Annotated in this window: 17 protein-coding genes and 1 riboswitch; of the genes, 3 read left to right on the plus strand and 14 right to left on the minus strand. The window is 37.9% G+C overall.

The features are described 5' to 3' along the window. Positions 1 to 59 precede the first annotated feature (59 nt). Positions 60 to 275, minus strand: coding sequence for a hypothetical protein (locus tag MHB53_RS15670; protein WP_340920033.1), 216 nt, complete (start codon positions 273 to 275; stop codon positions 60 to 62). Between the two features lie 591 nt (positions 276 to 866). On the opposite strand from MHB53_RS15670, the gene ahpC reads away from it, so the two are divergent. Both ahpC and ahpF read left to right on the plus strand, forming a co-directional pair. Continuing rightward, positions 867 to 1,436: an alkyl hydroperoxide reductase subunit C gene (gene ahpC, locus MHB53_RS15675; RefSeq protein ID WP_340920034.1), complete on the plus strand. Its 570-nt coding sequence runs from the start codon at positions 867 to 869 to the stop codon at positions 1,434 to 1,436. Positions 1,437 to 1,448: 12 nt separating this feature from the next. Next, on the plus strand, positions 1,449 to 2,978 hold the full coding sequence (ahpF, locus tag MHB53_RS15680; RefSeq protein WP_340920038.1) for an alkyl hydroperoxide reductase subunit F: 1,530 nt from the start codon (positions 1,449 to 1,451) through the stop codon (positions 2,976 to 2,978). Positions 2,979 to 3,366: 388 nt separating this feature from the next. Here the strand turns inward: ahpF and MHB53_RS15685 are convergent, their stop codons facing one another. The 4 genes from MHB53_RS15685 to MHB53_RS15700 all read right to left on the minus strand — a co-directional run bounded on the left by MHB53_RS15685 (position 3,367) and on the right by MHB53_RS15700 (position 9,387). Then, entirely contained in the window at positions 3,367 to 5,427 is a 2,061-nt protein-coding gene (locus MHB53_RS15685; RefSeq protein ID WP_340920041.1) for a catalase, read from the minus strand. 778 nt (positions 5,428 to 6,205) lie between these two features. Next, positions 6,206 to 7,420, minus strand: a complete 1,215-nt coding sequence (locus tag MHB53_RS15690) for a NupC/NupG family nucleoside CNT transporter (RefSeq protein ID WP_340920045.1) — start codon at positions 7,418 to 7,420, stop codon at positions 6,206 to 6,208. A 57-nt stretch (positions 7,421 to 7,477) separates the two neighbouring features. Continuing rightward, entirely contained in the window at positions 7,478 to 8,434 is a 957-nt protein-coding gene (locus MHB53_RS15695; protein WP_340920048.1) for a nucleoside hydrolase, read from the minus strand. Next, positions 8,431 to 9,387 carry a nucleoside hydrolase gene (locus MHB53_RS15700; RefSeq protein ID WP_340920051.1) on the minus strand — a complete coding sequence of 319 codons (957 nt, stop codon included), beginning with the start codon at positions 9,385 to 9,387 and terminating at the stop codon, positions 8,431 to 8,433. The genes MHB53_RS15695 and MHB53_RS15700 overlap by 4 nt, the downstream gene beginning before the upstream one ends. A gap of 209 nt (positions 9,388 to 9,596) precedes the next feature. After that, positions 9,597 to 9,698: riboswitch (purine riboswitch) on the minus strand. 517 nt (positions 9,699 to 10,215) lie between these two features. On the opposite strand from MHB53_RS15700, the gene MHB53_RS15705 reads away from it, so the two are divergent. Next, positions 10,216 to 11,070, plus strand: a complete 855-nt coding sequence (locus MHB53_RS15705) for a 5'-methylthioadenosine/S-adenosylhomocysteine nucleosidase (RefSeq protein WP_340920053.1) — start codon at positions 10,216 to 10,218, stop codon at positions 11,068 to 11,070. A gap of 94 nt (positions 11,071 to 11,164) precedes the next feature. Here MHB53_RS15705 and rlmH read toward each other — a convergent pair whose 3' ends face one another. From rlmH to MHB53_RS15750, 9 genes are all read right to left on the minus strand, one after another. Continuing rightward, on the minus strand, positions 11,165 to 11,644 hold the full coding sequence (gene rlmH / locus MHB53_RS15710) for a 23S rRNA (pseudouridine(1915)-N(3))-methyltransferase RlmH (protein ID WP_340920056.1): 480 nt from the start codon (positions 11,642 to 11,644) through the stop codon (positions 11,165 to 11,167). Positions 11,645 to 11,738: 94 nt separating this feature from the next. Next, a complete protein-coding gene (locus MHB53_RS15715; protein WP_340920059.1) occupies positions 11,739 to 11,912 on the minus strand; it encodes a CxxH/CxxC protein in 174 nt (57 codons plus the stop codon). Positions 11,913 to 12,106: 194 nt separating this feature from the next. Beyond that, positions 12,107 to 13,303 (minus strand): S1C family serine protease, encoded by a 1,197-nt coding sequence (locus tag MHB53_RS15720; RefSeq protein ID WP_340920062.1) that lies wholly within the window; start codon positions 13,301 to 13,303, stop codon positions 12,107 to 12,109. A 427-nt stretch (positions 13,304 to 13,730) separates the two neighbouring features. After that, positions 13,731 to 14,525: an MBL fold metallo-hydrolase gene (locus tag MHB53_RS15725; RefSeq protein WP_340920064.1), complete on the minus strand. Its 795-nt coding sequence runs from the start codon at positions 14,523 to 14,525 to the stop codon at positions 13,731 to 13,733. 5 nt (positions 14,526 to 14,530) lie between these two features. Continuing rightward, entirely contained in the window at positions 14,531 to 15,346 is an 816-nt protein-coding gene (locus MHB53_RS15730; RefSeq protein ID WP_340920067.1) for a two-component system regulatory protein YycI, read from the minus strand. After that, a complete protein-coding gene (locus MHB53_RS15735) occupies positions 15,333 to 16,661 on the minus strand; it encodes a YycH family regulatory protein (RefSeq protein WP_340920070.1) in 1,329 nt (442 codons plus the stop codon). Before MHB53_RS15735 ends, MHB53_RS15730 begins: the two co-directional genes overlap by 14 nt. Further along, positions 16,658 to 18,484, minus strand: a complete 1,827-nt coding sequence (gene walK, locus MHB53_RS15740; RefSeq protein WP_340920072.1) for a cell wall metabolism sensor histidine kinase WalK — start codon at positions 18,482 to 18,484, stop codon at positions 16,658 to 16,660. Before walK ends, MHB53_RS15735 begins: the two co-directional genes overlap by 4 nt. Positions 18,485 to 18,490: 6 nt before the next feature. After that, positions 18,491 to 19,198, minus strand: a complete 708-nt coding sequence (yycF, locus tag MHB53_RS15745) for a response regulator YycF (RefSeq protein WP_340920075.1) — start codon at positions 19,196 to 19,198, stop codon at positions 18,491 to 18,493. A 130-nt stretch (positions 19,199 to 19,328) separates the two neighbouring features. Next, positions 19,329 to 20,762, minus strand: a complete 1,434-nt coding sequence (locus MHB53_RS15750) for a peptidoglycan DD-metalloendopeptidase family protein (RefSeq protein ID WP_340920078.1) — start codon at positions 20,760 to 20,762, stop codon at positions 19,329 to 19,331. Positions 20,763 to 20,955: the final 193 nt, after the last annotated feature.

The following is a 20,955-nucleotide window of genomic DNA, read 5'->3' on the forward strand; positions in this document are numbered from 1 at the left end:
TGATACTGGCTAAATAGTAGTTGACAAGTGCTCAGTTGAAAGGCATCGTTAACTCCACATTAATCAAGTATTTCTATTAGATTTTGCCTCATTGTACCTGCAAAACCTGCTGCTCCCTTAGAACCTTTCATCAACTGTATGAGTGTAGCATTCTGTTGTATACATATTTTGGCTTGCTGGAAGGCAGCTTTCATCTGCGTCCATCCCGGTGTAATACCAACAATGACAATTTTGGCATCACAGTTTATATACTCATTGTGCGGTGCATAATACATTTCGATATCACCCCTTTTTTCCATTAAAAAATTGGCGTGTATTAAATCCCCTTAATCTATCAAATTAGAATATGGCAAACGATCAATAAAGGGTAAGTAGTGGTTTAAACGAAGGGAATCTAATGTCAAGTTGAACACCTACTGTATAAAGGAAAGAATCTTATGATAACTATTCATCACCACCTCTAATCCAAATGTACCGTGTATGTAAAAGTCAAAGGCAATAACCTTTCGCTACTCCGTATTCTCTATACTCTAAAAATACTGTCAATTGCGAAACAATAGCAGTAAATGAGAATGCAATTTTTACTATCAAACACAAATAATAACCTTATTACGATTTACACCCCATAAGATATGATCACTCATTTCCTTGGATCACCAACTGACAGTATTCATTTTTAGGGGCAATTAATGTAGCTCAGCATGAAACGGAGTGTATTCTTGACAAAATCAGTCTTTTATATAATAATGAATATCGAATTAGAATTATTATAGTTAGCAAACGGAATATATCCTTGGTTAGGTTTGATTAAACTTTTAAACAAACTACTATAAATTCTAAAAAACATACTAGGAGGAATATATATTATGTCTCTAATTGGAAAAGAAATACAAGCATTCAAAGCAACAGCTTACAATAGCGGTAACGGTGAATTTATCGATGTTACTGATGAAAATATGAGAGGTCAATGGAGTGTCGTTTGCTTTTATCCAGCAGACTTTACATTCGTTTGCCCTACTGAACTTGAGGATCTTCAAAACCAATACGCTACTCTAAAAGACCTTGGTGTTGAGGTTTATTCGGTTTCAACTGATACCCACTTTACCCATAAGGCATGGCACGACCACTCAGATGCTATTAGCAAACTTGAATATATTATGATCGGTGACCCTTCACAAACAATTTCCCGCAACTTCGATGTATTGGATGAGGAAGCAGGTCTAGCACAACGTGGTACTTTCATCATTGATCCGGACGGTATTGTACAAGCAGCTGAAATCAATGCAGACGGCATCGGTCGTGATGCAAGTACTCTTATTGACAAGATTAAAGCAGCACAATATGTTCGCAATAATCCAGGCGAAGTTTGCCCAGCAAAATGGCAAGAAGGCGGCGAAACACTTAAACCAAGTCTTGATCTTGTAGGAAAAATTTAAGGAGTGCAATCCATGTTACTAGATGCAGATATAAAAGCACAATTAGCCCAATACCTTCAAATGATGGAAGGCGATGTGCTACTTAAAGTAAGTGCGGGATCTGATGAGGTTTCCAGCGACATGTTGGCTCTAGTAGACGAGCTAGCCACCATGTCAGCAAATATTAAAGTTGAAAACACAGAGTTGAAGAGAACACCGAGCTTTAGTGTAAATCGTATCGGGAAAGACACAGGAGTAACGTTTGCCGGTATCCCTCTTGGTCATGAGTTTACTTCACTCGTACTGGCTCTGTTGCAAGTAAGCGGCAGACCTCCAAAAGTCGATCAAAAAGTAATTGACCAAATTAAAAGCATTAAAGACGAACATCACTTTGAATCCTATATTAGTCTAAGTTGTCAAAACTGCCCTGAGGTAGTACAGGCACTTAACTTAATGAGTATTCTGAACCCTAATATTACACATACCATGATTGATGGTGCAGCATTCAAACAAGAAGTAGAAAGCAAAAACATCATGGCAGTACCTACAGTGTTCCTCAATGGGGAATCATTTGGAAGCGGCCGAATGACTGTTGAAGAAATCCTAGCTAAATTAGGTAGCGCACCGGATGCTTCAGACTTTGCTGATAAGGATCCATTCGAAGTGCTTGTTATCGGAGGCGGACCAGCAGGTGCAAGTGCAGCGATCTATGCGGCACGTAAAGGCATTCGTACAGGTATTGCTGCTGAACGCTTTGGCGGTCAAATCCTAGATACAGCTTCCATTGAAAACTTTATCAGTGTAAAACGTACTGAAGGCCCTAAACTTGCAGCAAGTCTTGAGGAACATGTGAAAGAGTATAACATTGATGTGATGAATTTACAGCGTGCCAAACGTATAGAGAAGAAAGATCTCATCGAAATTGAGCTTGAAAATGGAGCTGTTCTAAAGAGCAAAACCGTTATTCTTTCAACTGGTGCTCGCTGGCGCAATGTTGGTGTACCTGGTGAAGCTGAATTCAGAAATAAAGGTGTGGCATACTGCCCGCATTGTGATGGTCCGTTGTTTGCAGGAAAACACGTAGCTGTTATCGGCGGCGGTAATTCTGGTATTGAGGCAGCAATTGATCTTGCAGGCATTGTAAAGCATGTAACAGTTCTTGAATTTATGCCCGAGCTAAAAGCTGATTCCGTATTGCAAGATCGTCTTTATAGCCTGCCGAATATTACTGTACTGAAGAATGTTCAAACAAAAGAAATTACTGGTACAGATACCGTTAACGGTATTACCTACATTGAACGTGATACAGAATTAGAACAACATATTGAACTATCGGGTGTATTTGTTCAAATTGGTCTTGTACCGAATACAGATTGGTTAGGCGAAACAGTTGAACGTAATAAATTCGGCGAGATCGTTATAGATAATCGTGGAGCAACGAACGTACCTGGCGTGTTTGCTGCAGGAGATTGCACGAATAATCCATATAAGCAGATCATTATTTCTATGGGATCAGGTGCAACAGCATCTCTAGGAGCATTCGATTATCTAGTTCGAAATTAAAAGTAGTTCAAGTCTAATGTACCATTGATATATTGTTTAAAATTGGTATCTCAACTATAACCTAAAATTAAGAAAGTCACTGTGCTGTTGGGCTGGTAGCAAGGTGACTTTCTTTTTTATTTTAAAATAAAGGATATCCCGGATTAAATGGAATCGTCTTCTTACAAATAAACTATTCACATAATGCGCCGATTTAAATACAGCTCCTCTTACTTAACCATCTGAGGCATCAATCCCATATCCACCTGCTCAATCGTGAATCTTATCGATGAAGTTAAAGCATGTGAAAAAATAGAACCCCATCCATATCATACATTTATATTAAAAAAGGGTATCCGCAAAGCCGATCTTGGGATACCCTTTTTTAATAACCGAATCTAGTCAATCTTTATACAATTTGCCTATTCCAGAATCGGTGAGCTGCAATTGCATCAACTAGTTGAGTTGTGAAGTTATTTGCTTGATCACTACCAAGTATGACCCCAAAGTTACTAGGAAATTTCTGATCGTCAAACCACCGCTTGCCTTCATCTGTTGCTGCGATCATTTTATAATGAATGAAGGCCTCTTTCATAAACATTTTCGCATCATGTTCGAACTGTTTGCTTGCAGACGTTCCCCCAGCAATATAAACCCCATCAAAAGCAACAGATGCATCGGTGGCAAATGTATGTTTCGACATACATATACTGCCATCATCTGCTTTAATTGGACCCAATTTATCACTTAAAATAGCAGCCTGTACACCAGATCCCTGTAAATCCTCTACCACTAATTTAACGGTTTTGCCATTAAATCCATCGGCAACAACTACTGCTATTTTCCGTGTTTTCGCCAATTTTGGTGTATTCTCTTGACTAAGTGCCGGCGACGATTTTGTCACACCTGTTCCTCCTGATGAAGGAGCGGCAGCACCAAGCGTCTCGGCAAAAGCAGCAGCTAATCCTAGATCTACATTGCTAAACATATCAACAATTTTTTGTTGTACTTCTTCATTTTTCACTTTACTAAGCTCAAAGCGGAATGCATTGACGATATGCTCTTTTTCAGCCTTGCTCATACTGTTCCAAAATAATGTCGCTTGACTGAAGTGATCTTCAAAGCTCTTACTTCGTGCCCGTATTTTTCTTCCATCAATCTTCTCTTGGTAGTGTGCATATCCGCCGTTTTCTTCACTAACCGTCTGTGGGGAATTATTGGCTAATGCATTGTTACGGTAAGCGACTTGGCCTTTGTTAATAGTTTGGCGATGAAACCCATCGCGTTGATTATTATGGAACGGACAAACTGGACGATTGATTGGAATCTCATGAAAGTTCGGCCCTCCGAGACGGAGTAGTTGTGTATCTGTATAAGAAAAAAGGCGTGTTTGAAGAAGTGGATCATTAGTGAAGTCTATGCCAGGAACGACATTTCCCACGTGGAAGGCCACTTGCTCTGTTTCAGCAAAAACATTGTCAACATTTCGATTTAGCGTCATTTTCCCAATGATTTGTACTGGGATATCTTCTTCCGGCCAAAGCTTTGTCGCATCAAGAATATCGAAGTCAAAGGCAAATTCATCTTTTTCTTCAAGTATTTGAATGCCAAGCTCAAACTCCGCATAATTGCCCATATTGATAGATTCCCATAAATCGCGGCGATTAAAATCTGGATCTTTCCCCCCTATCTTTTGCGCCTCATCCCATACGAGCGAATGTGCACCTAAGACCGGCTTCCAATGAAACTTTACGAAATGTGCTTTTCCTTCTTCATTTATAAAGCGAAACGTATGCACGCCAAACCCCTCCATCATTCGGTAGCTCCGCGGAATCGCACGATCACTCATTAGCCACATGATCATATGGGCACTTTCTTGATTCTGCGAAACCCAATCCCAGAACGTATCATGGGCGGAGGCTGCTTGTGGCATTTCATTGTGTGGCTCAGGTTTAATTGCGTGGACGACATCAGGAAACTTAATGCCATCTTGGATGAAAAAGACAGGCATATTATTTCCTACTAAATCAAAGTTTCCTTCCTCTGTGTAAAACTTAGTTGCAAATCCCCTAACATCTCTTGGAGTATCCATTGATCCCCGAAAACCAACAACGGTTGAAAAGCGAACAAAAACAGGTGTTTTTATGTTGGGATCTTGCAAAAATTTAGCTTTAGTAAAGGGTTTCATTGAGTCATTATATACTTGAAATTCTCCATGTACACCAAAACCACGCGCATGTACGACACGTTCTGGGATACGCTCATGGTCAAAATGAGTCATCTTCTCTCGAAAATGAAAATCCTCTATTAGTGTTGGCCCACGCTCTCCCGCCGTTAGAGAAACCCCATCTTCTGACATTTTTAGTCCTTGATTAGTCGTCAAATCCTTATCCTGATTATCATCACTTCGAAACTGTTCTAGTTGTTTATCTTTTTTGTTTTTAGTGTTTTTCTCATCTTTCACGGTCATCCCTCATTCCTTTTTAAGTATTTATTTCCTTATTTCCTTATCATAGTCTTTCTAAACATTGATTATATATGTAAGAAAAGTCATTCCCTAGAGTGCAATAGGATAAGATAATTGGTCCATAAAAGAAGTGAGAAAAGAATCTTCAGCTGTCAGTTCTTAATCCAAACATTAACATGATATTTAAGTAGTAAATTTTCCTTCTTTTTATTTTACTTTCTGAAAAACCTCATTTACTTATTGTAAGGTTTACCGTAACGTATCTAAAAGAGGGTTTTTCCACACTTTGCTAAATTCAGTCTATTATTAATTTAACTGAAATACTATTTGAAGCTGGATGAAAGATGACAAAAGGCAAACGTATGGAAGGGCTAATGAGACATCTAAGAGATAACAATAATATCGCAAAACATTAAGACGAATCCTTGTCACAGCCTTATCCATATAATCAACGATCCTGTCATTAAATTTTTCACACTTTTATATACATATACTTTCTTCTAAACTAAGAGCATCTTTAACGGTTTTAGTAAGAATGAAATTATCACAGGTGTATGGGGAATCTATATTGAAGGGCTAAAACAAAAGAAGGACTGAAATGTTTTTTTTTGCTTAGGGGTAGTAATATTGGGATTAAAAAAGAATATTATCCGCATTACACGAGAAAATTTAGCAGGCGGAATACAGCAAAAAAAAGAAACTGCTGGCGCTTTTTGCCAAGTAGTTTCTAATAAGTATTTCCATATTTCGGGAGCCTGCCACTCCTCAAAAAACCTTTTTCTTAAACCAACATCCCTGCAATTGCTGCACTCAGTAGATTGGCGAGTGTTGCCGCTATGATTGCTCGTAATCCCATCTCGGCAATATCCTGTCTTCTTGACGGTGCCATTCCTCCTAATCCACCAATTAACAATGCAATTGCTGCAAGATTGGCAAAGCCACAAAGTGCAAAACTAATCATTACTACACTTTTAGGTGATAGGTTAGCTATTTCCGAAGCAAATGAAGTATAAGCAACAAATTCGTTTAGTACAAACTTTTGCCCAATAAAAGAGGCTGCCTTTAATGCTTCATCCCACGGAATTCCAATAAGAAAGGCGAATGGAAAGAATAGATAACCTAATATCTGTTCCAGCGTTAAAGAATCATATCCAAAGATTCCGCCGATTGCTCCAATAATCATATTAACTAAAAAGATAAGCGATATAAATGCAAGTAACAATGCACCAACACTAACGGCTATTTTTAATCCGTCCATAGCCCCGCGGGATGCTGCATCAATAACATTTTTAGATTCCTCATCTTTGGCCATTTGAATACGATTGTCCGTGTTTAATCGTTCTGTTTGGGGAACGATTATTTTTGCAAATAACAATCCCGCCGGAGCGCCCATAAATGCTGCAGCTAATAAATAATCAAGCGGAACACCCAGCGTGGCATATCCGCCTAAAACGGCCCCTGAAACGCAGGCCATTCCTCCTACCATGACGGCAAATAATTCTGATTTTGTCATTTTATCAATATACGGTTTTATAACTAATGGAGCTTCTGTCGGACCAAGAAAGATATTGGCAGCAGCTGACATCGATTCAGGCTCACTTGTCTTAAGAACTTTTGCCAAAAGCCCACCGATGATCTTGGTGGCAAACTGCATAACTCCTAAATAATAGAGAACCGATATTAATGAAGCAAAGAAAATAATAATAGGCAACACTTGTAATGCAAAAGTAAATCCTGCGTTTTCCGCGCTTAAAATTCCGCCAAACATGAACTGAACTCCAGCATCAGATGAGTCAATCACTTTTTGCACAATGCCTGAAATGACTTGAAGTATTTTTCTTCCAAATTCCCATTTCAACACGATAAAAGCAAAAATAAGTTGTATGGCTAAAGCGCCTATTATAGTTCTTAAATTAATAGATTTACGTGCTGTTGATAAGGCTATTGCAATGGATAAAATACCGATAATGCCAATGATTCCCCAGATGTATTGCATAGCTGCTCTCCCGTCATGGTAAAATTAAGTAAATAGTAATAATGTTTAATAGCTCATTTATAGTATTGAACGCAATACATCAAATAACATTGCTTCGAAAGCATCACGATTAATACCTTCACATACACGAACATTTTTTTCACGTTCTAAACGATTGTTTACATCAACAAGGCTGTACCCTCTTGTGAGTTCGCCAGTTAATTCAATGTCTACATGGTAAAGATTAGATTTGGTCATTATTTCTTCATTTGCTGCAACAGCAGCTAAGAGTGTATCTGGATGTGTTGTACCATTTAATCGGTGTACACTTTTATTAAACTTCATCACAACCTGGTTGATATCTGTGAAAAACTTTGACCCTTTTGTTGCTAATGCTGCAATGGCTTCATGATCATTGTCATCCATAATCGAGTATTTCGTACACATTTCCCAACCAACCATTGTAATTGGAATCCCTGAATGAAGAACAATTTTTGCAGCTTCGGGATCAACCCAGAAATTATATTCCGAGCTTGGAGTAATGTTCCCTAGGGCATTATTTGTTCCGCCCATAATGTAGAGATGGGGAATTTTCGGAACGATTGTCGGGTCTTTTTTAATTGCCATTGCTATATTTGTTAAAGGAGCAATGGCAATTAAATGAATATCTCCCGGATATTTATGAGCTGTTTCGATAAGGTAATCAACCGCATGTCCCTCGGCAGGTCGCTGTATGGCTTTTACAAAGAATGAATCTCCCATTCCATCTTTTCCATGAACATCTTCTACCGTGCGATGCTCTTTTTCGCCTAGCCCCATTAATGGACGCTCATAACCTTTATACACAGGCACTTGTCCACCCTTACCAGCAACTTCAATCGTATAAAGGGCATTTTCTACTTGCTGATCAAATTGGACATTTCCGCCTGTTATCGTAATTCCTTCAACTTGAAAATAATGAAGGGCAGTTAATATGGCAATCGTGTCGTCCCCAGCTGTATCCGTATCAATAATGACTCGTTTTTTCTCAATCATTTGGAATTTCCCCCGCTTACTTGCTTAGCTAATTCCGTCATATAATCAAAGAAAGCATCACGGTTCACGTCATAAACTACATTTACTGGGCGACCATCAGGTGTTTCAACTGTACGTCCCTGGCTTCGTCCATCTGTGATGACAATACTATTAACCGTTTTTACTTTAACAAGATCGGTATTGCCAATAAATGCAGTCGTTAACACGTCCCATAAATAATAGGTAGAATTTGTTTTAAAATGAACGAGCGGTGGTACCATCGCATAACATTGTCCAAGGAAATCAATACCAATATATTTACGCTCTCTTGCCCAACGTTCACGCACATCCAAAGTCAAAGGTACTTGATTTGTGCTTTCAAGCGCGACTAAATCAATTTCTATGTTCGTTTTCCATACACGACCTGCAGCTTCTGGGTCCCAAAATACATTCCATTCTGCTGTTCCATCATGTTCAGGTTCATGAACATTGCCGTCCTCACGGAAAGTGCCACCCATCCATACTAGTCTTTCAATTTTTTCTTCAATATCTGGAGCTTCATCTAAAGCACGAGCAAGGTCAGTAAGAGGACCAGTGAATAATAAAGTTGTTTTTTCTGGAGTATTGCGAATCGCATCGATCATATGAAGATGTGCTGGCTTTTCCGCTACTGGCGTAATAATTTCTCCGGATTCGTTTAAAATCGGCAGTGCATCTACCAAAAATGCGTGCATTCTCCAATCTTTTGGGAATGGGTTTTTTCCACGTGAATTTGACTCAGCTACATCGAGGCCAGCGTTTCCAAAACGATCAATGATTTTTCGGCTTGCAAATACCGCTGGCTCTAAATAACAATCTGCTGGGATAACTGATACACCTGTTAATTCAACATTGTCCATTTGTAATAATAAAAACAACGATACAAGATCATCCACTCCGCCGTCATGATTAAAATAAATTTGTTTCTTCGTCATTTCGAATTCATCCTTTTCATAAAAAATGTTTATATGGATATTTCACAATTCACTAACGAAGTCGCAATCTTTTCTTCGTATAGTTCTTCATTCCACAGGAAAATACTCAAAGTTATGTTATAGTGAATCGCAGAAAAACCCGGGTATATATTCAACCCAGGTTACGGAATTACATTCGATAATAGCGGAAATAGAAAATACAAGTTTCCATTTCCAGTCATATTTCATGTAGTCCGGTAGTTTACGGTTACCAGGTAGAGACGCTTGAGCCCTATTCACAAGCATATACATTTAATCTATTAAGTTATTTTTCACTCTTATATTAATAGCATAAAGGTCCTATAATGGTCAATTAAAACACGAATGTTTTTATGTTTTGACAATTTAATGTTCGTGTATTGAGGCGTTAGAATATTGTGTATTGTCATAGATTTCTTATGATGTAATCTCGGATTGACGTTGAATAATATTGTCACGTTATACTCACTTACAAAGACACCGTAATAACATCTACGTCAACTGTCCTTAAATCTGTTGTCGAAAATATAAATATGAAAAAATTCGGGCTTTAAAGAATCTATTAAACATAGGCTTAATTAATTTTAGAACAATTAAATCAAGAGAAAAAACATTAATACAAATACCTTTTACTAATTGAAAAATCTCTAGTCTTCCTGAATAAATATTAGATAGAATGCTATACAGGCACATTCGTTAATCTCCCTTGTTAAATTCCTTTTGATATAGTATACTCCAAATACAAATTATTAATCTTTAATTTGTATTAAATGTTCGTGTTTACATAAAAAATAAGAGGAGACAGAAAAAATGAGCAAGAATTTTAAGTTATTTACGAATGTTGCTGTTTTACTTTTATTGTTGGTGGGATGTTCAGCAAATGCGGAAAAATCACCTAAAACAGACAAGCAACCGAAGGAGGAACAACCAATTGCCGTTCAAGGGGCAATGGATGTGGAGGTTTCAGAGTTTCTAAAAGCTATGGGCGATTATAAAGAGGAGAAACATGGGAATTACTTCTTTTATATAGGTGAAATTGAGGGCATACCAATTGTAGTGTCCCAAACAGAAGTAGGAATGGTGAATGCAGCGGCATCGACAACTTTATTAATTGAAAAGTACCACCCTAAAGCGGTGATCAATCAGGGAACAGCTGGGGGACATGATCCAAATATTCATGTATTTGATACGGTGATCGGCACTGAGGTCATTAATATCGGCAGCTTCCGCTCTGAACGTATGGAAGATGGACAAGGAATGAAACCGGAGAAATGGATCCATATGTCAACAGAGCTTAGGGATAAGAATGGAGAAAAGCAAAATTATGCATCATTACAAAGTGATCCAAAACTTGTAGAGGTTGCGAAAAGTGTAGCTGACCAGTATAAGCATGGAAAAGTCGTGGAGGGAGTTATAGGAAGTGGTGATTGGTGGAATAGGGAGATCGACCGTATCCAATGGTTCCATGAGAACTTTGGAACAAGCGGAGAAGAGATGGAAGCTTTCGCTGTTGCCCAAGTCGCTCATTTACTAGATGTTCCATACCTATCCTTGCGGACAATTTCCAATTCTGAAGTAACAGATGACAATATTGAGGATTTGGAAAAAGCGGGGCATTACGGTGCAGAGTTTACGATTGATGTTGTGAAGGCCATCGCAAAGTAAACTTAAAGGTAAACCAAAATCAAACAATGTATATAAACACGCAGCACCTCCCGAAATGGAAGAGTGCTGCATCTTTCATTCAAAAAAACCTCATTTACTTATGGTACGGTTCCCCCCTAATAATCCTAAACGCCCGATACACCTGCTCCACCAATATCAATCTCATCAATTGATGTGGAAATGTCATTTTAGAAAACGAAAGGCTTTCATCGGCCCTCCGCATCACTTCTTCACTCAATCCCAATGATCCACCAATCACAAATACAACTTTGCTTTTTCCGTATATAGCTAAATGATCTAAGCCTTTAGCCAGTTGCTCTGAAGTTTTCATTTTTCCTTCAATGGCTAGGGCGATGACATGAGCATCGCCACTAATTTTAGCGAGGATGCGCTCACCTTCTTTTAGCTTTACTTGTTCCATTTCATTTTCACTTAGTACCTCTGGAGCTTTTTCGTCGGGGAGTTCGTGGATATCGACTTTAGCGTAGGCGGTAAGACGTTTTAAGTATTCGTCGATGCCTTGCTTTAAATATTTTTCCTTTAATTTACCTACAGATATAATCGTAATATTCAATCTGGCAATCTCCTTCCTTTGCAAATGTGTTACACACAGGTTGCGAACAAGCTATCCACAATAGTTATCCACATATCCACAAAATTAATCCACATTATGTGTCCGAATTTTTGTTCGCCACAATATAAGCTGCTGGATTGGGACAATATTCACAGGGTGTGGATAACTCGACTCCCGTTTTTACCTCTTCTAAAAGTGGTGCTAATTCATGTTCATCCACCATAATATCAAGTGCTAACTCTACATGTTCTTTGCAACAATAAATCATCTGAAACCCTCTTCCTCATTGGTTTTTCACGCTTGCCAGAATCTTGTACAATATTCTAATTTGTTTATTACTTCTTGTTTTGTTTTCCCTTATATTTTGCTTGTTTTTAAAATCACTTATCCACAGCCTATTCTACCACTAAATAAAAAAGCAGGAAAGCTGTTGATAGCTTTCCCGCTCTCGTTTATCCACAGTTACATCCGTGTTTCATCGTTTAAAGTAAGTGTTGCTTCATTTTCTTTACCAGATCTGTAATATTTCACCCTCATAGAATCACCGACGCTTTTATGATTATATAGATATTTACGTAATTCAAGTACATCAATCACTTTTTCGCCATCTAGTTCAATAATTACATCGAGCTCCTTCAATCCTGCTTTTGCTGCTGGTGAATTTGGAAGTACTTGCTCAATCATTATACCCTCCGATACACCCTTTGGTAACTTCAATGTATTTTGCTGATGATAGGCAGCAATTTCACCAACGTTTCTAAGCGTCACACCCATCGCTGGACGCTTCACTTCTCCAAATTTTTCAAGATCTTCGATAATCGGTGTAACATAGTTGATTGGAATAGAGAAACCAATACCTTCTACTGCCTGTTCAGCAATTTTCATCGAATTAATGCCTATAACCTGCCCTGCAATATTGATAAGAGCTCCTCCACTATTACCTGGGTTGATTGCTGCATCTGTCTGAATAACTTCCGCATTCCAGTCTGGGATACCATCTTTATTAATATCAACAGGTACAGTTCTATTTACACCTGAGACAATACCTTGTGTAACCGATCCAGAAAACTGCAGTCCTAACGGATTACCAATTGCCATCACTGGCTCACCAATTTTTAGTGCTTCGGAATCACCAAAGTCAGAAATCAATTCATCATCAATACCTTTGGAACTCATTTCTACTACCGCCAAGTCAGTCCAGACATCACTTCCACGAACTTTAGCAGCCGCTTTTGTGCCATCTGCCAAAGTGACTTCTAGTTCAGAAGCACCTTCAACAACATGGTGATTGGTTACGATGTAAATAGTATCTCCTGCTTTTTTATAGATGACACCTGAACCAACACCAGCTTCTTCTGTTTGACCTGTAGTCCAGAAATTAGCTGATTGAAGATTAGTAATCCCCACTACTCCCTTAGCAGCCCTATCTACTGCTTTTGTGACATCTGTAGTAACATTAAATGATACATTTTTTGTTACATTATGCTCCTTATTTCCTTTATTCATTTCATTTGATGCTTGGCCCCCAAACATTCCTGGGAAAATCATAGCAATGAGCAATGCACCGATAATTCCGCCAATCAAACCTGAAAAGAACCCAAATCTTCCGCTTTTTCTTGGTTTGTAACGGTTTGGATTATGACTATCATAAAACCCCATTTTAGACCATTCCTTTCTTTCCACACAGTTAGTTTGCCTTTCTCTGTCATTATTATAATAGTCTAAGCAGAAATTCCATAATGAATGACACCAAGGAAATTGAATTATTGCTTTATTAAGTAAAAAGTCTTCATTTTTTTGCCCTAAAAGTAAAGTTTTGATTTACATATATTTTGTATTAATAAGCAATTTCCAAACCCAAATTTCATCATGGAGTAAATAAGGTGAGGCACTATTACGTTGGCGTATTCAATGAGCCAAGAGGAATATAATTGCATGACTTCAGCTTTCGATGTTTTGCCAGACTATAAATATAATGCCTATGTCAACTACATTATTTAACACAGCAAAAAAGAATGAAAACAAACGGGATCATTTCCGTATGTTTTCATTCTCTTTTCCCCTAACAGGATAATGATCAAACATTTTAAACCGCAGTTAATTCTGTTGGAATACCAGGATCCGTGTCATACAAATCAAACTGTGATCCGACTGCCATTCCTTGTGCTTCGAGTGTCTGTTGAACGCTCATTCTAGCTAGATCCTTCATATTATTGTCACGGCTTAAGTGAGCAAGATAAATCCGCTTGGTATTGTCACCAATTACCTCACTCATCGCAAGTGCTGCGTCTTCATTAGAAACATGGCCGACATCACTCAAAATTCTACGCTTAATATTCCACGGATACCTACCCATGCGCAACATACCAATATCATGATTGCTTTCAAACACATACATATCAGCATCAGATATTAGTCCCTTCATCCGATCACTCACATATCCTGTGTCTGTAATAATGACCAATTTTCTCCCACCTGAGCGAAAAATGTAAAACATCGGCTCAACTGCATCATGTGAGACGCCAAAAGATTGAATATCCAGACCTCCATATGATTGAACAGTTTCCATCCCGAAAACAAATTTCTGCTCTGTAGCGATCTCACCTATAAGTCCATCCATTGCCTGCCATGTCCGTTCATTAGCAAAAACCGGAAGCTTATATTTACGGGCCATTACGCCAATTCCTTTTATATGATCACTATGTTCATGTGTAACTAGAAGTCCATCTAATTTAGCAGGATCACGACCAATTTGTTGAAATAGACCATCTACTTGCTTGCAACTCAACCCTGCGTCCACCAAAAAAGAATGCTCAGCAGTCTCGACATAAATGGCATTTCCTGAACTTCCGCTTGCAAGCACACTAAATTTCATTGACATTCATTTCACTCCATTTTATTTTTATCCGGGTTAGAAGTTTCTTGAACAACTTGACCGTCAAATGCGTGGACAAGCATGTTCTCTTGATCACCATCATGCTCTACTACGAAATGCCATGTAGGTGTAAGTACTTGTGTCGCCTCCATACTTACGAGCGTATAATAACCGAGCTCTGTTCTCAAAATAGTACTATTTCGTTTAAGAACGCCCTTTTTATACAAAGCCTCTATAGCTCGGAAGGCAGTTAGGACCTCATCCTTATCATTAATTGGCTCGATTGACTCTAACATCGTCTGATCATACGCATAGACTTCATTTGATTCATTTACATAAAAATCAAGGTACGCACTTTGATTTAAAAACATTACTTTATCATCGAACTTCTGATAATAAGTAATTTTACCGGCTTCTTTATCAAAGTTCCAATAATCGTATTGGCTACCTGCTAACACATTCTCTTTGATAAATTGATTTAATTCGGAAAAGTCTACTTTCTCTGTAATCGGAATTGGAATCGGCTCTTTTAATTCTGAATGAATGATCGCATCGCCATCCAAAGCGACCCTTTGGTGCTTCAGATCTTTGATATCGTCCTCTGAAAAAACCTTCGTATTGGCACTCATATACTGATCATTTATGGCTTCTTTTGGAAGTTCACCATTCACAACAATACCATCCGCTTTCAAATTTTCCTCAAGCGAAACATCACTTTTTACTTCATATTGACTTGTTTGATGTTTCGTTAGTAGCTGACTAACAAGGAAGAGATCAAGGACTAGAAAAGCGATAATGAATATACTCTTTATCCTACTCCAATCCACGGAAATCCCCTCCTACATCTTCTAACGTGAGGCGAAGCCATGATCCTCCGTATAAATAAAACCATGAAGGCTCAAGAACAAGCACCTTTGGGTTAGCAGTATCTTTAACTAGGTTATATCCAATTAATAAATCTTCTAGCATATTTTGTTGGATCTCTTGATTTTCCTGTAAGTACTTTAGTACCTCTTCCCCTGAAGGTAAATCGACTTTCCTTTGCCCAAGAGGTCGGTCCGTGTACAAGGAAAAATACGGTCTTTTGTATTGATAAATCTCTTCTGCACCCCAATACTGCCTGATCTCAGTCATCCCTTGTTCATTAAAAACGGGGCGTCCTTCCTTAAAAAGTTGAAATACTGTTATTGGTTGGTATTTTCCAATTGAGAAATATCGATAATTATCTGTCCACCCAGAATGTTCATTAATAAAATCGATACTTCTTTTCAACAGATGTTTATCATTTTCCTGCCGATTGTTCAACCCTGGAGCGTGAGATGGATTAATGTAAAATATCATATTTGTTAAATAATCTACATTCATCATGCTTGATATATCTGTAAATTTCTCTCCATTAGCCAAAATGTCTCTTCTAACCGCGCTTGGATCAGTGAAAAGTGCATTCTTAAACTTTTCAGGATCAATGTAATTCGAGAAATATTTGTACTCAAGCAATTGTGTTTTTTCCTTTGGTAAAAATATTACCCTATCTTCGGAAAGTGAATATTTTCCATATGCCTCATACTCTTTTTTCTTTGTATTGATCTTTGTAATCAAGGCAGATATTCGTTCTGGATTGACATGGCTTTCGAATACACGATTTTCCACACTATCAATAAAGTAAATCGTTGCACTGTCTTGTGTATCACTAGCTAAATTTATCACAATTCTATCGAACTCAGCATTTGGTACATTTTGTGATTCTACATGAAGTACTCCTTTGTATAATTCAAATGGTACTAAATCTGGGAATGTTATCTCAATCTTATTATCTGAGTGTGAAATTTCTTGAAGCCGGTTATTACTTAGTATTTTCGTCGTGCTAATCTCATAAAAATTCCAAAGGCTTATTTCATTAATAAGCTCGTCTATGTCTTTTTTTTCGGTTGTTCCATAATGAATTTCATCAATATGGAACAGGATCCGGGTTGGCTTGATCAAATCAACTGGTTCTTCCTGATCGGAAATGGAAACCTCATGTACGTATTTTTTATCAGGAAAGTCAAGTTGAGGCTGATATGTCCACAAACTCCAAGTAAGCGCACCACTTGCAAGTACAAGCAGTAGTAACACCAACGATTTAATATTTTCGTATGTCATGACCAATCATCCTCTTGTGCAGGATCATAGGGCAAAGTAAATAATATGGTTGTTCCCTTACCCTCTTTGCTTTTTGCCCGAATCTCTCCACCTTGCGCACTGATCATTTCTTTGGCAATTGCGAGTCCAAGCCCTGTTCCACCCATTTGTCTTGTTCTTGCTCTATCGACTCTATAAAATCGTTGGAAAACTCTTTCGATATTATCTTTCGGTATTCCTATACCTTGGTCACTAATACTTACTTCAATTTTACCATCGAGTTCTTTCAAACGAAACGTGATTCTGCCACCGTCTGGAGAATACTTAAAGGCATTTGAAATAATATTATCAATTACTTGGGTTATCTTATCTTCGTCTATTTCTACAAAAATTGCTTTATCCGGAAATTGTCTTTTAAAGGTGATATCACGTTCTTTCAACATTTCAAAGCGATCAATAATATGGTTGAAAAATTTAACGAAGTCAACCCAACTTGGATTAATTTCGTAATTTCTACTATCCATTCTTGAAAGATCAAGTAAATCTTTAACGAGACGAATCATTCGTTCTGTTTCATATTGAGTTACACCTAAAAAACGTGGTGCTAATTCACTGTCATGTACCGCACCATCCGATAATGCTTCTAGATAACTGCGCATGGTTGTTAGCGGAGTTCTTAATTCATGTGAAACATTCGCAACAAATTCTCTACGCTCCGCATCTAGCTTTTCTTGCTCAGTAATATCATGGAGCACTGCGATCAAGCCATTCACAAAGCCTGTTTCGCGTTGGATAACAGAGATATTAGCACGCAATATATAGGGTAGCTCATCTGTACTATAATCTAATATAAGTGATTCTTTCTCTTCTAACAGATCTTCATAGCTGTATTCTTCTTCTAGTTTCAACACGTCTATCACAGGCTGTCCATCCACTGTTTCACGTGAAACATTCAGCATTTCTGCCGCTCGTTCATTAATTAAAATAACTCGTCCTTTTCGATCTGTAGCTATGACACCATCCGTCATAAAAGTTAGAACAGATGAGAGTTTTCTCCGTTCCCCTTCAGTCATCGCTTGCGCTTCTTGTAACTTTTTTGTTAGATGATTGAACGATTGGGCTAGTTGTCCGATTTCATCTTCGCCATACACTTTAACTTTACGGGAAAAGTTTCCTTTCGCCATTGCAGTTGCCTGTCTTTTCATATCAGCAATTGGTCGAGTAATCATTCTTGCTAATACGATACCTAGTATCGCGGTAATAAGCATAGCGATAGCGGTACCAGTGATGAATATATTATTAATTTCATCCATTTGTTTATAAACTGTTTCAATTTTGGACACTAAATAAATAGCTCCAATTACTTCCTCATTTAATTTAATGGGATACGTTAACACCCATATTCGTTTACCTGATTGTTCATCAAGTACAACTTTATCTCCCTTTTCACCATACGTTAGGGTTCGTTTCACCATCACATCAGTCGTTTTCTGGCCAACAATCGTTTGTTTGTCAAGATTAGAGGTACCAATAATCAAACTACGATTATTTATAATACGCACTTCAGAAATATCAGCCGTTGAGAAGTCAAGAAGCAAATTATGCACCTCTTGTTCAAGCGGTGGAACCTCTTCAAATGCTCTATCTTTTACAATTTCTTCTCTTATATTGTATTCTAAAAGCGGGAGTCTTCCTTCGATCGCGGTTTGGAAGTTTCTAACAAGCTGATCTTCTAATTTTCCAACGAAATAGACACCGATAATTTGCATGGCAATAATAATTAACAAAACATATATAATAACAAACTTAATATGAATGGAGCGGAAGAAGCTTACTTTTTGCATGTGGGACTACTCCTGTTCAGGTGCTCGTAGATAGTAGCCGACTCCCCTTCTTGTTACGATCCATGTCGGATGGCTAGGACTATCTTCAATTTTTTCTCTAAGTCTTCTTACTGTTACATCAACTGTTCGTACATCACCAAAGTAATCATATCCCCAGACAGTCTGTAATAAGTGTTCTCTTGTCATGACTTGGCCGATATGCTTTGCTAAATAATGGAGAAGTTCAAATTCTCTATGTGTCAGCTCAATTGTTTCGCCATTTTTTGAAACGACATACGCATTCGGGTGAACAGTAAGCGTCCCAATTGTAATTTCGTTATTGTCTTCCTCTTCTAATTGATTCGCAATCTGAGAATGACGTCGTAAATTAGCTTTCACTCGAGCAATTAATTCGCGGGTACTAAATGGTTTTGTTACATAGTCATCTGCACCAAGTTCAAGCCCTAATACTTTATCTATTTCCGAATCTTTTGCTGTTAGCATAATAATTGGCATATCATATTTCTTGCGTATTTCTTTGCATACTTCCATCCCATCACGGATTGGTAGCATAATATCAAGCAAAATCATATCCGGATTCATTTCTTCTACTAAACGGAGTGCTTCTGCCCCATCATAGGCACATTGCACATTAAATCCTTCTTTTTGTAAATTAAATTGAAGAATATCTGCAATGGGCTTTTCATCGTCTACAACTAGTATCTTTTTCTCCATGGCTTGTATCTCCTTTAAAAATATTTTATCTATATTAACGAAAAAGTATGTGTGCACTTAATCTATCTATTTTAACATATAGAAAGAGACAGGTCCAAAAGCACTTTGGCTTCCATAACCTGTCTCTATATTAAAAGTAACTTAGAGGATTCTTGATTTGTCCATTCTGATACACTTCGAAATGTAGATGTGTCCCATTTGAGTCCCCTGTAGAACCCATCACACCTATTTCAGAGCCTTTTTCAACTGTTTCTCCTGGCGAGACACTAATAGAATCTAAATGCGCATAAACAGTCCTGTACCCATTTTTATGGTCAATAACAATTTTATTCCCATATCCACCACTATTCCAACCAGCCGAGCTAACAACGCCATTATCTGCTGCTTTAATAGTAAGATTGCTTGGACGGGCAATATCGATTCCTTTATGTACTTTTCCCCAGCGTTGCCCCATATTACTAGATACATACCCGCCAGAGGCGGGCCAACTAAAGCTACCCGTACCACGTGAAGGTATGACCTTTGTTCCTTTTTGGACCACTTCTGTAACTGGCTTTTCAATAATGGTTTCATTAACTATATCTTTGCTAGTTTGCTTGCCGTTTTTTTCAATCACTTTATAGGTAATTGCCGATTTCCCCTTCTTACCGGCTTGTTTCACTTTCGTTTCGCCTTTAGGCATACTATTATTCTCAACGACTTTTTTCTCAAAGTCTGTTGCTTCTTCTTGATAAACCTCTTCCTCAACAATTACGTGAAGAAGTGGCTTTGTCACTAGTACGTTTAATTCCTGACCAATTTGTAAAACAGATGCTTCAGACAGCCCTTCATTTAATTGCATCAGCTTTTTCCTTGTTAATTGATAGGCATCAGCAATTGTTCCGAGCACGTCGCCTCGTTTTACTTTATGTTTTTTTTCTTCTAGCGTACCTTTTTCTAACAATTGTACCGCTTCATCTACAGTAACCATTTGATCCGGTAAAATAGAATCGGCAGATACGGTAATCTCCTCTTCAATCCGTACATCGGTTACCCGGCTTTCATCATCTATAAGCGCTGGTAATGATGTATCTTTCTGTTTGTTTGCTTCAACTTGCTTTAGTTCCTTCTCAGAAACATACTGCAACTTAAACTTCTTTAACGCTAACTCAGCTTCCGTTTCGTCTTTAACATATGCAATCGCTTTGTCATTTACTAATAATGCAGTGGCATTAGCTTTAATTGTTACCAGGTCCTTCAGTTGTTCCACCACTTGATTATCTACTACATTTGTATGGAATACCTGTTCTGAAATATATGTGAGTTCATTCCCTAATTCTAGTTGGTAATCTTCATAATCTTTCTGTTTATCCTTTATCGCTTCTTCTACTATTTGATCTGTAACCTTTTGATCGGACACAGGTCCTAGATACTGATCATCGAGGTATACATGATATACTATATCAATTTTCTGATTCGCCGTGGCAGTAATAGAGATAGTTGTAAATGCCATAATAAAAACGAGCAACTTCATTAAAAATCCGGCTGTTTTCTTACCAATTAGCCGCTTTTCTTGCAAGTTCATTCTGTAAATCCCCCTATGATTACTTCCCATCTGTAATAACTAAATAGATGTGTATTATTTTTACCTGGTCTACTTTAGCATAAAACACTTTGATTTTGAGATAGTTTTTTCGAATGTAATATAACTGTATTACTTATTGAATGCAATAGATAAAGGGATTTGATAAATGAATAATGATATACACTGTGTTACA

Origin of the sequence: Bacillus sp. FSL K6-3431, assembly GCF_038002605.1 — a bacterium.
Classification (GTDB): domain Bacteria; phylum Bacillota; class Bacilli; order Bacillales; family Bacillaceae_C; genus Lederbergia.

Bases quoted from the DNA above. Each gene is read 5' to 3' on its own strand.
- MHB53_RS15720 (WP_340920062.1), bottom strand. From the start codon at position 13,303: ATGGGGTTTTATGATAGTCATAATCCAAACCGTTACAAACCAAGAAAA.
- yycF (WP_340920075.1), bottom strand. From the start codon at position 19,198: ATGGAGAAAAAGATACTAGTTGTAGACGATGAAAAGCCCATTGCAGAT.
- MHB53_RS15715 (WP_340920059.1), bottom strand. From the start codon at position 11,912: ATGATTTATTGTTGCAAAGAACATGTAGAGTTAGCACTTGATATTATG.
- MHB53_RS15725 (WP_340920064.1), bottom strand. From the start codon at position 14,525: ATGTCAATGAAATTTAGTGTGCTTGCAAGCGGAAGTTCAGGAAATGCC.
- MHB53_RS15705 (WP_340920053.1), top strand. From the start codon at position 10,216: ATGAGCAAGAATTTTAAGTTATTTACGAATGTTGCTGTTTTACTTTTA.
- MHB53_RS15690 (WP_340920045.1), bottom strand. From the start codon at position 7,420: ATGCAATACATCTGGGGAATCATTGGCATTATCGGTATTTTATCCATT.
- MHB53_RS15685 (WP_340920041.1), bottom strand. From the start codon at position 5,427: ATGACCGTGAAAGATGAGAAAAACACTAAAAACAAAAAAGATAAACAA.
- ahpC (WP_340920034.1), top strand. From the start codon at position 867: ATGTCTCTAATTGGAAAAGAAATACAAGCATTCAAAGCAACAGCTTAC.
- MHB53_RS15750 (WP_340920078.1), bottom strand. From the start codon at position 20,762: ATGAACTTGCAAGAAAAGCGGCTAATTGGTAAGAAAACAGCCGGATTT.
- MHB53_RS15735 (WP_340920070.1), bottom strand. From the start codon at position 16,661: ATGACATACGAAAATATTAAATCGTTGGTGTTACTACTGCTTGTACTT.
- ahpF (WP_340920038.1), top strand. From the start codon at position 1,449: ATGTTACTAGATGCAGATATAAAAGCACAATTAGCCCAATACCTTCAA.
- walK (WP_340920072.1), bottom strand. From the start codon at position 18,484: ATGCAAAAAGTAAGCTTCTTCCGCTCCATTCATATTAAGTTTGTTATT.
- MHB53_RS15670 (WP_340920033.1), bottom strand. From the start codon at position 275: ATGTATTATGCACCGCACAATGAGTATATAAACTGTGATGCCAAAATT.
- MHB53_RS15695 (WP_340920048.1), bottom strand. From the start codon at position 8,434: ATGATTGAGAAAAAACGAGTCATTATTGATACGGATACAGCTGGGGAC.
- MHB53_RS15700 (WP_340920051.1), bottom strand. From the start codon at position 9,387: ATGACGAAGAAACAAATTTATTTTAATCATGACGGCGGAGTGGATGAT.